The 13,780-nt window shown below is 66.4% G+C and carries 11 protein-coding genes; 3 read left to right on the forward strand and 8 right to left on the reverse strand.

What is annotated here, in order from left to right; all coding sequences use genetic code 11:
• From JQ604_RS11555 to JQ604_RS11565, 3 genes are read right to left on the reverse strand one after another with little or no spacing between them, the layout of a single operon-like run.
• Positions 1–2,871, reverse strand: coding sequence for an NHLP bacteriocin export ABC transporter permease/ATPase subunit (locus JQ604_RS11555; protein WP_212357064.1), 2,871 nt, complete (start codon positions 2,869–2,871; stop codon positions 1–3).
• Complete coding sequence (locus tag JQ604_RS11560) at positions 2,868–5,063, reverse strand: NHLP family bacteriocin export ABC transporter peptidase/permease/ATPase subunit (RefSeq protein WP_212357067.1); 2,196 nt, start codon at positions 5,061–5,063, stop codon at positions 2,868–2,870. Before JQ604_RS11560 ends, JQ604_RS11555 begins: the two co-directional genes overlap by 4 nt.
• On the reverse strand, positions 5,056–6,366 hold the full coding sequence (locus JQ604_RS11565) for an NHLP bacteriocin system secretion protein (RefSeq protein ID WP_212357071.1): 1,311 nt from the start codon (positions 6,364–6,366) through the stop codon (positions 5,056–5,058). Before JQ604_RS11565 ends, JQ604_RS11560 begins: the two co-directional genes overlap by 8 nt.
• Before the next feature lie 143 nt (positions 6,367–6,509).
• Between JQ604_RS11565 and JQ604_RS11570 the strand changes: the two genes are divergently transcribed.
• Positions 6,510–7,037: a hypothetical protein gene (locus tag JQ604_RS11570; RefSeq protein ID WP_249158203.1), complete on the forward strand. Its 528-nt coding sequence runs from the start codon at positions 6,510–6,512 to the stop codon at positions 7,035–7,037.
• Between the two features lie 110 nt (positions 7,038–7,147).
• Here JQ604_RS11570 and JQ604_RS11575 read toward each other — a convergent pair whose 3' ends face one another.
• Positions 7,148–7,336, reverse strand: coding sequence for a hypothetical protein (locus JQ604_RS11575; RefSeq protein ID WP_212357074.1), 189 nt, complete (start codon positions 7,334–7,336; stop codon positions 7,148–7,150).
• A 247-nt stretch (positions 7,337–7,583) separates the two neighbouring features.
• Here JQ604_RS11575 and JQ604_RS11580 point away from each other — a divergent pair, with 247 nt between their 5' ends.
• Positions 7,584–7,817 carry a hypothetical protein gene (locus JQ604_RS11580; RefSeq protein WP_212357077.1) on the forward strand — a complete coding sequence of 78 codons (234 nt, stop codon included), beginning with the start codon at positions 7,584–7,586 and terminating at the stop codon, positions 7,815–7,817.
• A gap of 78 nt (positions 7,818–7,895) precedes the next feature.
• Entirely contained in the window at positions 7,896–8,072 is a 177-nt protein-coding gene (locus JQ604_RS11585; RefSeq protein ID WP_212357080.1) for a hypothetical protein, read from the forward strand.
• Here the strand turns inward: JQ604_RS11585 and JQ604_RS11590 are convergent.
• From JQ604_RS11590 to JQ604_RS11605, 4 genes are all read right to left on the reverse strand, one after another.
• Positions 8,069–9,904, reverse strand: coding sequence for a patatin-like phospholipase family protein (locus JQ604_RS11590; RefSeq protein ID WP_212357083.1), 1,836 nt, complete (start codon positions 9,902–9,904; stop codon positions 8,069–8,071). The two genes, JQ604_RS11585 and JQ604_RS11590, sit on opposite strands and share 4 nt — an antisense overlap.
• A 74-nt stretch (positions 9,905–9,978) precedes the next feature.
• A complete protein-coding gene (locus tag JQ604_RS11595; protein WP_212357086.1) occupies positions 9,979–11,274 on the reverse strand; it encodes a citrate-proton symporter in 1,296 nt (431 codons plus the stop codon).
• Between the two features lie 30 nt (positions 11,275–11,304).
• Complete coding sequence (locus JQ604_RS11600) at positions 11,305–12,759, reverse strand: NAD(P)-binding domain-containing protein (protein WP_212357089.1); 1,455 nt, start codon at positions 12,757–12,759, stop codon at positions 11,305–11,307.
• A complete protein-coding gene (locus JQ604_RS11605; RefSeq protein WP_212357092.1) occupies positions 12,756–13,736 on the reverse strand; it encodes a LysR family transcriptional regulator in 981 nt (326 codons plus the stop codon). The genes JQ604_RS11600 and JQ604_RS11605 overlap by 4 nt, the downstream gene beginning before the upstream one ends.
• Positions 13,737–13,780: the final 44 nt, after the last annotated feature.

Genomic DNA, 13,780 nt, shown 5'->3' on the forward strand with positions numbered 1-13,780 from the left:
TTACCCCACGAGTTGCCGGCGCGCGAATTCGGCAAACGGTCCGCCCGCGGCCATCAGCTCGTCATAGCTGCCGGATTGCACGATCCGGCCGCCCGACACCATCACGATGCGGTCGGCGTAGCGGATGGTGCTCAGCCGATGCGCGATCACGATCCGCGTGATGCTCAATTGCTGCAAGGAGTCGCCGACCACCGCCTGGGTCTGGTTGTCGAGCGCGCTGGTGGCCTCGTCGAACAGCAGGATGCGCGGGCTCCGCGCCAGCGCACGCGCGATCAAGAGCCGCTGGCGCTGGCCGCCGGATAGCGTGTTGACGCCTTCGGACACCAGCGTGTGCAGGCCCATCGGCATCTGGCGGATGTCGTTGTCGACGGCGGCGAGCCGCGCCGCCTCCCAGACCTGCTCCTGCGTCAGCTCGACGCCGCCGCAAATGTTGTCGTACAGGCTGCCGCTGGCGAGCTTGGTGTCCTGCAGCACCACGCCGAGCTGGCGCCGCACCGAATTGATCTCGATCGTGTTGAGCGCCTTGCCGTCATAGAAGATGGTGCCGGCCTCCGGCCGCTCGAAGCCGAGCAGGAGGCGGAACAGCGATGATTTCCCGCTGCCGGAGGGGCCGACGATCGCGACATATTCGCCGCGCGGAATCCGCAGCGTGATGTCGTCGAGCACCTTTGCGCCGCCCTCGATGTAGCGGAAGGTGACGCCGGAGAATTCGATCTCGCCGGAGAGCTCGCCGGGCGCGCGGCGGTCCTCGGTCATCTCGGCGGCGGCCGCGATGATTGGCTTCATGCGCGTGATGCTGGGAATCGCGATCAGCGATTCACTCAGGCTCGTGGCAAAGCCGCCGATTGCGGCGGTGGCCTGGCCGAACGCGCTGAGGAAGCCGAGGAAGGCGCCGAGGTCGGTCAGCAGCGTGCTCTTGAAGTAGGAGGCCAGTGCGAAGATCAGAAGTGTGGCCAGCATCGGGAACGCGGTCTCGAACACGCCGAGCACGTTGCCGGCGCGCTGCGAGGCGATGAAGGAGCGCTTCTGCGTCGCGAACTGCCCCGACCAGCGCGCCAGCGCGCGCGCCGTGGCGCTCGCCACCCGCAGCTTGCTGACGCCGGAGATCAGCTGCAGCACGAAGCCGCCGACCTTGCCCTGCAGATTGAACTGCTTGATCTCGTGGAAGATGCGCACCGCGCTGGTGGCGAGGATCGCAATCGCCCGGACGAATGTCAGAAGCAGCGCGATCGCGCCGAGCTTCCAGTCGTAATAGAACATCAGGCCGACGCTGAAGATCGCAAACAGCGCCGACGTGATGCCCCGCAGCGTGCGGCCCGTGAACACCTGGCGCGCCGCCTCGATGCCCATCGCGCGGCTGACGAGATCGCCGGTGGTGTGGTCGCGGAACAGCGAGGTCGGCAGCCGCAGCAGCCGGTCGATGATGGCGGCCTGCAGCCGATAGTCGAGCAGGCCCTCGAGCCGCAACATCACCAGGCCCTGCATGCCCTGCAGGCTCGCCATCGCCAGCGCGGTGACGCAGAGCGCCGCGGTGCAGACCACGAGCTGGTCGAACTCGGTGCGGGGGATGACGGAGTTGACCAGGAAATTGGTGATCAGCGGCGAGACCAGCGACAACAGGCCGATGGCGATGATGACCAGCGCGATGCGGACGAGGCTGCCTGTCATCCCGCCCATCGCGAAGGTCAAGAGATCGCGGTAGCGCAACGGGGTGGCCGGTAGCGCCTTGTAGAAGCTGATCGCCTCCGGTGCGATCCTTTGCGCGACCGCGCGGTCGAGGGTGCGCCGCCCGTCCTGTGCCGGGTCGATCATGGTGTAGCGGTTGCCGCTGCGGATCAGGGCGACCGGATCGGAGGCCGGCCCGTGCCAGGCCAGCAGCGGACCGGCATCGGTGTTCCACCAGCGATCGCGCAGCTGCACGCGGCGAACGCGCAGGCCCGAGGCGCGCGCGATCTCGAGGATGTCGCCGAAAGCCTGTCCGGTCGGATTCGCGCGGCTCGCATGGGTGATCGTGGTGCCGAGCGCGTCCGCCACGATCCGGCAGCTGCTCAGCAGCGGATCGGCGGCGTCGACCTCGGTCTCGCTGCGCGCGGTTTGCCGTGTGACGATCTCGGACAGCCGCTCGAATGCGTCGCGCGTGCGTGCCTGGGTCAGCCCGGCCCGCCGCGCCAGTTGCTCGCGCTGCTGCGACCGCTGTCGGGTCAGCGTCCGTTCCAGGCTCGCGATAACAGCGACATGCAGGCGGTCGATACCCGCCCATGCGAGTTCAGCACTTGGCGTCGCCGCATCGGCGACAAGCTTGCAGCCCTGTGCGCCCGCTTCGAGCCAAAGGCCCGACGTCAGCGGCAGCGGCGGATCGCTCAAGGTGAGGCCGGGCTGGAAATCGAGAACGGTCGCCGTTCCCGCGATCACACGCGCCCACGCGATGTTCCGCTTCGGGCCGCGGCATCGCTCGCCGGGCTGCAGCTCGGTGGCGCCGGTCAATTCGGCGATGTTGTCGAGCGGCACCGGATCGGTCATCAGCGCCGCGAGCCGGGCGATCCAGCCGGCGACGCTGTCGAGCGTGCCGGCATCGCTGCGCGGAATGGCTGTGAGCTCAGCGCCCTGGCTGCCGATCGCGACGATGTGCAATCGTCCGCCGGAGACTTCGCATGCGCTGTGCAGGTCGAGGATGGTCTCGCCCGCTTCGAGCCGGAACAGATGGTGCCGCATGCCCGCAGCCGCGCCGGTCTCGACGGCGAACACGTCGACGTGCCCGTTACAGATTCTGAGCATATGGTCGGGATCGTTCAGCAGCAAGGGGCGACGCGGATCGATCGTCAGCCGGCTCGCGGCGGCGGTTGTCGCATCGCTGGTGAGGAGATCGCTCATTCCGTCGCCACCAGTCGTGCATAGGCGCCCTGCAGCGCCACCAGCTGCTCATGGGTGCCGCGCTCGGCGATCTTGCCGCGCTCCAGCACGATGATCTCGTCGCAATCGCGCACCGTGCTGAGGCGATGCGCGATGATGATGCAGGTGCAGCCGCGGCGGCGCAGATTTTCGTCGATCGATTTCTCGGTGATCGGATCGAGCGCGGCGGTCGCCTCGTCGAGCACGAGGACGGAAGGGTTGCAGACCAGGGCGCGGGCGATCTCGATCCGCTGCCGCTGGCCGCCGCTGAAATTGCTGCCGCCTTCGTTGACGTGGCAATCGTAATTGCCCGGCCGGCTCGCGAGGTCATGATGCACCAGTGCGTCCTTGGCCGCGCCGATCAGGTCGCGCTCCTCGACGGTGGAATCCCACAGCGTCAGATTATCGCGCGCGCTGCCTTCGAACAGGAAGATGTCCTGATCGACATAGGAGACGGAGTTGGCGAACTCCTGCGCGGGAATGTCCGACAGCGTCCACCGATCGAAGCGGATCTCGCCGGCCCACGGCCGGTACAGCCCGCAGATCAGCTTGCCGAGCGTCGACTTGCCGCTGCCGGAGACGCCGACCAGCGCGACGCGCGAGCCGGCCGGGATGGTCAGCGACAAATCGGCGATCAGCGGCGGCTCCAGCACCGAATAGCCGAAGCTGACGTTGCGCAGCTCGACCTGGCCGGCAAGCTTTGGCGGAAACGTCTCGGCATCACCCTCGGCCGGAGGCGGTGGCAGCGGATATTTGTAGACGTCCTCGAGCCGCTCCAGCGCGCCCTTGATGGTCTGCAGGCTGCCGAAATAATTCACGAGATTGGCGAACGGTTCGGAGAAGTTCGCGGCCAGCGACTGGAATGCAACGAGACTTCCCAGCGTCAGAGAACCCTGGATCACCCGGTAGCCGCCGAGCCCGAGGATCGCGGCGACCATCAGCCCCGACAGCAGCGCCGGCACCATGTCCAGGATGATGGCGGAGGCGCCGAGCTTCTGCTCGGCATTGAGATTGTTGGCCTGCAAGCCCGCCCATTTGGTGAAGACGTCGTCTTCGAGGCCGCTGGCCTTGATGGTCTCGATGGTGCGCACCATGCCCACCGTCGCGCCCATCAGCTTGCCTTGCTCGACCGCGAGGCGATAACTCAGCTCCTGCCGCCGTGCGCCGACCAGGCGCAGCAGCAACACGTTCATCAGCGAGATGCCGACGCAGGTTGCGGTGAGCGCGACGTCGTAGATCGCCATCGCGGCGCCGAACAGCACCACCGAGGTCAGGTTCAGCGCATTCATCGTGACGCCGCCGGACAGCAGGCGGGCGACCTGCTCGTTGGATCCGACCCGGCCGGCGATGTCGCCGGCATGGCGCTGGGTGAAGAACTCCATCGGCAGCGCCATGATGCGCCAGAGGAAGCGGCTGGTCATCACGACCGCGAGCTTGGATTGCAGCCGCAGCAGCACCGATTGCCGGACCGCCACCAGAATCGCGCGCATCGCCGCCGTCAGCGCCATGCCGATCAACAGCGGCACCAGCCAGCTTTCCATCCGCTTGATCAGGATCTCGTCGACGAAGATCTTCGAGAAGCCGGCGGAGACGATGTTCGGCACCACCATCGCGATGCTGACGATAACCAAGAGCCAAACCGCGCCGCGCGAATTGCGCAGCTCGCGCAGCAGCAAAGCGAGCCCGTTCGGCTTGCTGCCGACCTTCCTGAAGGTCTCGCCGGGCTCGAAGGTCAGCACCACGCCGGTGAAAGCGCGATCGAGCTCTTCCATCTCGATCCGCCGCCGGCCGGCCGCGGGATCGTTGATGAAGGCGTGCTTGCCCTTGATGCCCTCGAGCACCACGAAATGGTTGAAGTTCCAGTGGATGATGCAGGGCATCGGCAACTGCGTCAGCGCCTGCGGCTCGACGCTGTAGCCGCGCGCCGTCAGCCCGTAGCGCCGCGCGGCGCGGACGATGTTGCTGGCCTTGCTGCCGTCGCGCGACACGCCGCAGGCGATCCGCAGCTCCTCCAGCGGAATCCACGCGCCGTGATAGCCGAGGATGATCGCAAGCGCCGCGGCGCCGCACTCGACCGCCTCCATCTGCAGGATGAAGGGCGTGCGCTTCACCTTCTTCTGCAGCAGACGCGGAATGCGGCTGAGGGCCGAGAGCGTGGGGGCCGGCCTATCCATCGATGCCCGTGTAGTGCCTGATCAGGGGGATCACGAGGTCGAGCGGCCGCTGCCGCCGCGTCGTGATTTCCGCCTTCGCCAAAGTGCCGCTGCTCAGATGCAAATTCGGTCCCTGACCGACCGCCCACCGATAGCCGGTCGTCGTGGAGGCGTCCTCGTCGAGCACGACCTCGGCCGCGTAGGGCGCGCCCTTGTTGGTGAAGCGGCTGACCAGGCTTTCATTGTGCAGCGTTGCGGCAATGCCCTGCGGCGTCATCGGGAAGTCGGAGACGCTGGTGATCGTGCCGAGCATCATGCCGAATTCCTCGCGCTTGACCGTGCTCGGCTCGAGATGCACCTGCATGCCCGGCTTGATCTGCTTGCCGTGCTCGGCCGCGATATAGACCACGGCCTGCAGTTTCTGGCCCTCGGTCTCGATCGCGATCACGGGGGTGCCGACCGAGAGCACCGAGCCGGGCGAGATCTTCACCTCCAGCACGCGTCCTTCGATCGGGCTCAGCACCTGCGTGTTCTGGCTGAGCTGCTCGGCGAGTGCATTCATCTGGCGCCGGGCTTCATTCAGCTTGAACTCGGCCTGCTGGATCTCGCGCTCGCGCTGCGTCTCCAGGTCGGTGCGCTGCGACCTGATCTTCAGGATCTCGTTCTGTGTGTCCTCGAGCCGCTGCTGCGCGTCGGTGTATTCGCGCCGGCGCTCATCCATCGTGCGTCGTGTGGTGTAGCCCTTGGCCAGCAGATCCTCGAGATTCTTGACATCGACCGCAAGGAACTCGATGCGCTGGCTGGTCGCCTTGATGACCTGCTTCAGCGCGGCCTCGAGCTTCTCGAAATTGCTGCCCTTGGCGGCGAGCTCGCTCTGGGCCTTGGTCTTGATGTCGTTGTATTCCACCTCGCGCTCGTGCAGCACCTCGACGGCGGCGCTGTGCTTTTGCTCGATGTCGGTCTGCGCGATCTGCGCGATCGGCTGGCCTTCCGTGACGTGGTCACCGACGACCACGGCGACCGATTGCAGCCGGCCGGCGGCGGCCGAGACCGCATCGACCACGCGGCCGCCGCTGCTGATCAGAATGCCTTCGCCGGAGACGCGCGACGGAACCCGCCCGAACACGCCCCAGGTCAGCACGGCGGCAAGGGCGGCGATCAGCACGAGTGTGATGATCCAGTCGCCGGACTTGGTGACGACCACGAGATGATCGAGCTGCTCGGGAGAGGCCGCGCGATCGAGCGCCGCGGCGCGAAATGTCCGTTGCGGCGCGCTGGCCGCGCTCTTATTCTCTTGCTGTCCGAGCGTTTCAGACGTCGCCATGAACTTGATCTGCTCTGTACGCTGGCTGTTTAATTGATTGCATGGAATAATTTGCGGAGATCATTGCACAGAATGGACATCGTCACAATAAAGGCTGTCACAACAAAGGCTGTCGCAACAACGGCCGGAGAGGCGCGAGCCGCATGCGGAGATTGATCGGTCAGGCTCTGCCGCTATTCCCGACGCATGCGCGCCGCACCGCGCTTGCGGTGAGCGTGCTGCTCGGCTTGCTGTGGTCTGGTTCGTCATCGGCGGGTGTCCTCTCCGAGAGTGATTTCAAGCAGGCCCAGAGCCTGAAGCTGCTGTTCGGCGGCCTGATGAAGGATCTGGTCGAGACCGCGAAGCGGCCGGACATCAGCACCGGCGATGCCGGCTGTATCAACTCGACGATCAGGGAACTGCTGCAGATCTCCGACGAGCTTGCGAGCTACGAATATCTGATCACGATGGAGAAGGAGCTGACCGACGTCGGCGACGACACTCCGGTGCGGGGTCTGGTGAAGTTCGCAGTCGACAACAGCAACGTCATCCTCGCCAGCGAACGCAAGCGGCTGGTCGACTTGTCCGAGCAATGCGCCAAGAATCCGCTTGGACAGGGCAAGGCCCTTCAGGCCGTCAAGGTGATCGACACCACGACCGGAATATTGACAGCGATCAAGAGCCGGCTTTAGCGCCGAAATCATTTCGCCTGGATGCGTTTGCATCGGGCCTTCCCCCTGGAAGACAAAGGCCGCCGATCAAGGCGGCCCTTTCCTTGTGATCCGCCGCGGTTCGTTTCGGATCAGAACATGTGGATGATCGACGAGATGGTGTCGCCGATCGCGCCGATGATGCCGCGGATGGCGCGGGCGAGGCCGTGACCGCCATGGCCGGTGCCGGTGCCCGTTCCGGAGCCGTCGCCCTGCGCGCCACCGACGGCGACATCGAGCGCTTCGATCGAGATTTCGCGAACGTCAAACGAATTGTTCATGGCTGTCTCCTGCTGTGTGTTCGAAGCGGACCATTCCCCTTCGATCCATGGGCAGCAGGATAGGCGTTCGCGTCACACTCACCGTGACGTCAGTCACAATGCAGACTTGGGACGCCTGCGCCGCGACGGCGTTCGGCGCGTGCGGATCGTTGTGTGAGCGCCGGCACATTCAGCGCGGCAGGCGCTGCGCTACATCGTCGCGCATGCTGAGCATCCCGCTCACGCACGCAACACAAGGGGAGACACCATGTTTGAAGCCAATGAAGTTCGTGAACTTGCTCTGGACTCGCTCGCCGGCGTCAGCGGCGGCATGTGGAATCGCGCCAACCTGCCCGGCTATCACGGCCCGACCCTCAGCGCGGGCGGCACCGTCGGTCAGGGCGACACCATCGACGGGATTCCGTTTGGCGGCCAGCCCGGCGACGGCTCCTGGCAGACCGTGAACGGCAACCTGCCCGGCGCGGGCAACTGGGGCAATTGAATCCAACTTGTCTCCCTGACGCCGTCGGGCGCGGCGGCGCCAGGTTCTGTCGTACGCAAATCAGCAATGGAGAAAATAATGAAGAAGGATATCCGCGAACTGAAGCTCGATCGGCTCGATCAGGTCAATGGCGGCCTGAAATGGACGCCCGTGAAGAACGACGACGTCATCGACGCGCGCGGTGGCCAACTCAAGTTGTTCGGCTGGACGTTCTCGTTTGGCGGCGACGGCCGCCTGAGTTACGTCGAGTTCTAGCGATTGGCGAGTAGCGCCGCGAGCGCTGGATGCCCCTCGGCATCCATCGCATCGATCGAAGCGACGGCCCACACATAGGCCGCATCAAAGATCTCCTTGTGACGTTCGAACGCGGTGATGCCGATTCCGTCGGGGATCGGCGGCCGCATCACGAGGTCGAGCGGCGTGGTCGGCAGCACGTCGTAGCGCTGATGTGCCACCAGGCTCCGCCACAGCACGTTGACGGCCGTCGGTGCTGCGGGCAGCAGCCTCTTGCGCACGCCGAGCAGCATCGCAGCGGCAAGCTCGGTGCGGCTGGGCAAGGCGGCATAGTCGACGTCGAACGTCTCGACCGTAGCGCGGCCGAAATGCACCACGAGATTGGGGCCGGCCTTGAGCTGATGCATCGGCTCCAGCGGCACGTTGTCGATCAGGCAGCCGTCGACCAGCATCGCGCCGTCGGTCGTGAAGAACGGCGGCAGGATGCCGGGGATCGCGCTCGATGCGCGCACCGCCTGCCAGAGCACGCCGCTGCGGATCAGTTCCAGGCAATGCGTCGAGAGGTTGGTCGCGACCGCCGCGAACGGACGCCAGCAATCCTCGATCCGGCAATCAGAACCAAATTGCGCGGCGAGCGAACGGTCGAACACCTTGTGGTCCAGCAGCGCATAGCGCGGCCAGGTCGGCCGGCGAAAGCTGCGGCTCTTCACGAAGATCTCGTGGGTGCCCTGTTCGAGGCGATCGGCCTCGTAGTTCTTGGCAAAGCCCGCGGCCATCGCCGAGCCGACACTGGTGCCGACGAACATGTCGAAGATCACGCCGCGTTCGCGGAACGCCTTGTAGATCCCGGCGTGGGCCGAGCCGAAACTGCCGCCGCCGGCCGCGACGAACCCGATCGCGCGTCCGGACAGGAAACGAACCAGTCGCGCGATATCGGCCTGGTCCTCCAGCGCGACGTGATGATGCATGAAGCAGGGCAGGCGGGCGAGCCACGCCGCGGTGCCGGTCACCTCGGCGCTGCGCCGGTCGTGAATCCGCACGATCCGCCGTGCCGCGGGCGGATGGATCTGGCAGGCGAAGGTCTCGATCGCGGAGAGTCCTGCCGCCGGCGCCTCGCCGCGGCAGGCGAACACGACCGTGTCGGCCTGGCGGATCGCCTTGTGGGTCCAGACCGCGTTGCCGGGATCGGGAATGTACACGATCAAGGGCGCCGTCTGTTCGAGCCGGTTGAGCCAACCCGTCACCTCCGGCGCATCGAGCGGCTGGCCGGGAAACATCGCGTTGACGCGCGCGAGATCGACCAGTTCGGCGCTGGTCTCGGCCAGCGCGGTGCGCAGGCGACGCCAGAATTCGGCCGGGATCGGTTCGATCCCGCCGTCGAGGATGGTCACGGTGCGGGCGATTGCCGCGGCACGGGTCGTCGGCAGGTTCTCCGTGCGCTTCGCAAAGCGGTCCGCAAGTGCTGCGAGCAGGGCCTCGGCGATCGCCGGCGTCGCATCGGCGAGCCCCCTGTAGGCGGCGCGCGTGAGCACCAGCACACTGGCGTCGCGGATCGCGATCACATTGGCGGTACGCGGCCGGTTGGCGAAGAAGCCGATCTCGCCGATCACTTCGCCGGCGCGGAGCTCGGCAAAGGGTTGCGTCTCGCTCGCGCGTTGCACCGCCAGCGCACCATGCAGCACGACGTAGATCGCCTCGGAGGCATCGCCCTGCTGCACCAGGAATTCGCCGCGCACGAGGTCGCGCTGCACCATCGCGCGAAAGGTGCGCATGCGCTGCTCAGGCGTGAGCGCGCTGAAAAGCGCGAGCTCCTCGAGTTTTTCGAAAGCCAGGACCGGGGCAGGCTGGTTCATCGACGGCGTCCACTGCAGTTGCAGGGACCGATGTTACCGAGCGGCGGGCGCGCCGACGAGGGGGAAGCGCGCTGCTATGCAGCAATGCCAGCCGGTGCGTCGCTGCGGCGCGGCTCCGGCTGCATCGCGATCACCGAGATCAGCCCGAGGCCGACGCCGATCATGACATAGAAGATCGGGGCGAGCGGCGAGCCGGTGAGCGTGATCAGCCAGGTCACGAAGAACTGGGCGAAGCCGCCGGAGATCAGCACCGCGACATTGTTGACGATCGACAGCGAGGTCGAGCGGATGCGGACCGGGAATAGCTCGACCAGCGTGGTGCAGTAGACGCCGAGGAAGAAGGCGCCGAAGAAGCCGATCACGACCTGCGTGACCAGAAGCTTGGTGATCGACGGCTCGGAGATCACCCAGGCATAGAGCGGATAGAGCAGCACGAAATAACCGATCAGTGACGCCAGCAGCAATGGCTTGCGCGGATAGCGGTCGGAGATCGCGCCAGCGGTCGGCACCACGATCACCATTACGATGGCGGCGATCATCTGCACCAGGAAGCTTTGCCCGAGCGGCAGCTTCAGCACTTCCTTGGCGTAGGTCACGGTGTAACCAAAGGTGACGTAGAACGACACCGCGCTGGCGACCACCATGCCCATGCCGATCAGATAGTTGCGGCCGGGATGAGCGAGGGCGGCGGCAAACTTGTCCTTGTGCGCGGCGGTGCGCTCGCGCTGCGAGGCCTCGGGCTCGACCAGGCTGACGCGCATGTAGAACAGGACCGGGACGATCGCGAGCCCCACGAAGAACGGGATGCGCCAGGCGCCGGCGGCAAGCTGCTCCTGCGTGAACATCTGGGTCAGGACCGCACCGAGCACCGCGCCGAGCACATTGGCCATCAACTGGCCGGCGATCTGCCAGGAGCCGTAGAAGCCGGTGCGGCCGGCGGGCGCGGCTTCGATCAGATAGGCGGTCGAGGTGCCAAACTCGCCGCCGACGGAGAAGCCCTGCAGCAGCCGCGCCAGCAGCACGATCAAGGGCGCCGCGATACCTGCCGTCCGGTAGGTCGGCGTCAGCGCCAGCATGGCGACCGCCAGCGCCATCAGCCCCATGCCGAGCGTCATCGCGGCCTTGCGTCCTCTGCGGTCGCCGAAATAGCCGAGCACGAGGCCGCCGATCGGCCGCATGAAGAAGCCGGTGCCGAACAGCGCGGTCGTCAGCAGCAGCGCGTTGATCTCGCTGCTCGGATCCTTTGGGTCGACGGGAAAGAACAGGCTCTTGATGACCGGGGTCATCAGCGCGAACACCGTGAAGTCGTACCATTCCATCGCATTGCCGGCGATCGCCGCCGCAATGGCCTTCCTGTTCGTCGTCTGCATGTGCGTGGGCCTGTTCAGTGCGGGGCGGGTCTATTCGGCGGAGGAGATTGCGAGGTCGGCGTCGGTCCATTCGTCGCCGAGCAGCTCGGGCGTGGCGAAGGCCTTCAGGTTGTCGAAATGAATGGCGCGATCATCGACGAACAGGCGGCGCACGATGCTGCGCGCCAGCCGATCGGCGCCTTCGCTGATCGCGGGGATGTCGCCGGAGAGTTTTCCGTGGCTCAGCGTCGCCGGATAGTTGAAGCAGTGCAGGCGGGAGAGCATCGGGCAGGCGCCCGGCACCTTCTCCAAGAATTCAAAGCTGTCGCCGAGGTCGGGCGAATGCGCGAGCTCGGCATTGTCCATGCCGTCGGGCGGCGTGAAGCGGTCGCGCCACAGGCGGATGTGGGGCGCGAATTCGGCAAGCTCGGGCCGCAGCGCGAAGTCGACCTTGAAGCCGGTGCCGAAGACGATGAAGTCGGTCGCGTAGCGGCCCTTCGGCGTCGTCACGATGAGATGATCGCCCGCGACGGCGAGATCGTTGATCGGGCTGCCGAGATGGAAATGCGCCTGAGGATAGGCGGAGACGCGCAGCACGCTCTGCCGCGGCGGCGGCGTCTGCGCATTCAGCGTGTGGTCGAGGAAGCGCCACTTCCAGTCGTCGGACAGTCCCGCGAAACCATGCACGACGCCCTGGCTGCCGATGCCCGTGAATTTGTTGATGCGCGGAATGTCGGTCCGCCGGATGAAGAGGTCGAGCCTCGCGGCACCGGCCTCCAGCGCCACCGCCGCATTGTCCATCGCGGAGGCGCCGGCACCGACCACGGCGACGCGCTTGCCGGCGAGGGCGTCGAAATCGATGTCGTCGGCCGAATGCGCCCAGAAGCGGCGGTCGATCCGCTCAGTCAGCGGCGGAACATAGCGGCCGCCGAGCCCGTCGCGCCCGGTCGCCAGCACGACATGGCGCGCCAGAAGTTTCCGCGGGTTGCCGCCGTCGCGGACATCGAGCGCGAATAATCCATCGGCACGGGCATGGATGCGCTCGACCGAGACGCCATTGCGGATGGGCAGGCCGAGCACCCTGCGATACCAGATCAGGTAATCCATCCACATCGTGCGCGGTGCGCGATCCAGCGCCTTCCAGGCCGCCTCGCCATATTGTGCCTCGTAGAAGGCGCGGAAGGTCAGCGCCGGCAGGCCCATCGCGGGGCCGGTCAATTCCTTCGGCGAGCGCAGCGTGCGCATCCGCGCGAAGCTGACCCATGGCCCTTCCTTGCCGGCCGCGGCGCGGTCGAGCACGAGATGGTTGTCGACGCCGAGGCGCTTCAACATGCCCGAGGTGACGAGGCCGGCCATGCCGGCGCCGATGATCACCACGTCGACGACGGTCGCGCCGCCGACCATGCGGCGCGGCACCCATGACTTGCTCGGCAGTTCCAGCCAGCCGAGATCCTGCTTGAGACGCGCCTCGAGCGCTGTGAGGCCGGCTGTATCAGGCGTGGTCATGGGTTTGCTCTTTCGATGTCGTCGGCTTCGCCGGCGGGCTCGACGAGCGCGTCCGCACCGCTGCGAAGTTGCGCGCCGGGCATCAATGCGACCGCGGCGCGCAGCGCGGCGTTGACGGCCGCGACTGTCGGCGACAACTCGCGCCCGGTCGGCGACAGTGCGGCAAACCGGAAGGGGATATCGACATCGAGGCGGCGGGTGACGACGCCTTCGACCGGGAGGCTGGAGGTCAGCACCGGCTCGACGATGGCGATGCCGAGCGACTGCTTGGCCATCGCGATCGCGGTCAGCGAGGCGTTGGTGTCGATCACCTCTGATGGCGCGACGTCGGCGCGCTCCAGCGCTTCCTCGACGCGGCGGCGCAGCCGATAGGGATTGGCCATGGTGAGCAAGCGGCGGCCGGTGAGATCCTTCAGGCGGATCGTCCGGCGCTTTGCCAGCGGATGATCGGCGGCAAGGCAGGCCACGCATGGCACCTCGCAGACCCATTGCACGTCGAGGCCGGGATGCTGCACCGGCAGGCTGGCGAGCCCGAAATCGACCGACTGCGACAGCACGGACTGCACCACGTTCTCGGCCGACAGCGCCTGAACATGCACCTGCTTCGGCAGCAGCTCGCGCTCGACGGTGGCGAGCGCGGCCGGCACGAAGCCTGCGGCCAGTGCTGGGATCGCGGCGATGCTCAGCACCGGCAGCGCGCCGGCGCCGATCGCCGCAGCCCGCGCGCGGATGTGCTTCAGGCCGAGCAGCAGCCGCTCGACCTCGGCGTGGAACAAGATCCCCTTCGCTGTCGGCGAGATGCGCGGACCGTTTCGCGAGAACAGGAGATAGCCGACGTCGGCCTCGAGGTCCTGGATCTGCCGCGTCACCACCGGCTGCGAGCGGTCGAGCAGCCGCGCCGCACCGGTGATGCTGCCGGCCGACATCACGGCCGCGAAGGCCTCGAGCAGGCGGATGTCGATGACGTCATGATGCATCTGCGGGACCCCTGTTGGCTCCATTATTCGATATTAGAATGAAG

It is taken from the genome of Bradyrhizobium jicamae (assembly GCF_018130695.1).
GTDB lineage: Bacteria > Pseudomonadota > Alphaproteobacteria > Rhizobiales > Xanthobacteraceae > Bradyrhizobium > Bradyrhizobium jicamae_B.

What these genes read in the sequence shown, in the direction of transcription:
- JQ604_RS11600 (WP_212357089.1), bottom strand. Translation starts at nt 12,759, where the DNA reads ATGACCACGCCTGATACAGCCGGCCTCACAGCGCTCGAGGCGCGTCTC.
- JQ604_RS11590 (WP_212357083.1), bottom strand. Translation starts at nt 9,904, where the DNA reads ATGAACCAGCCTGCCCCGGTCCTGGCTTTCGAAAAACTCGAGGAGCTC.
- JQ604_RS11595 (WP_212357086.1), bottom strand. Translation starts at nt 11,274, where the DNA reads ATGCAGACGACGAACAGGAAGGCCATTGCGGCGGCGATCGCCGGCAAT.
- JQ604_RS11560 (WP_212357067.1), bottom strand. Translation starts at nt 5,063, where the DNA reads ATGGATAGGCCGGCCCCCACGCTCTCGGCCCTCAGCCGCATTCCGCGT.
- JQ604_RS11585 (WP_212357080.1), top strand. Translation starts at nt 7,896, where the DNA reads ATGAAGAAGGATATCCGCGAACTGAAGCTCGATCGGCTCGATCAGGTC.
- JQ604_RS11555 (WP_212357064.1), bottom strand. Translation starts at nt 2,871, where the DNA reads ATGAGCGATCTCCTCACCAGCGATGCGACAACCGCCGCCGCGAGCCGG.
- JQ604_RS11605 (WP_212357092.1), bottom strand. Translation starts at nt 13,736, where the DNA reads ATGCATCATGACGTCATCGACATCCGCCTGCTCGAGGCCTTCGCGGCC.
- JQ604_RS11575 (WP_212357074.1), bottom strand. Translation starts at nt 7,336, where the DNA reads ATGAACAATTCGTTTGACGTTCGCGAAATCTCGATCGAAGCGCTCGAT.
- JQ604_RS11580 (WP_212357077.1), top strand. Translation starts at nt 7,584, where the DNA reads ATGTTTGAAGCCAATGAAGTTCGTGAACTTGCTCTGGACTCGCTCGCC.
- JQ604_RS11570 (WP_249158203.1), top strand. Translation starts at nt 6,510, where the DNA reads ATGCGGAGATTGATCGGTCAGGCTCTGCCGCTATTCCCGACGCATGCG.
- JQ604_RS11565 (WP_212357071.1), bottom strand. Translation starts at nt 6,366, where the DNA reads ATGGCGACGTCTGAAACGCTCGGACAGCAAGAGAATAAGAGCGCGGCC.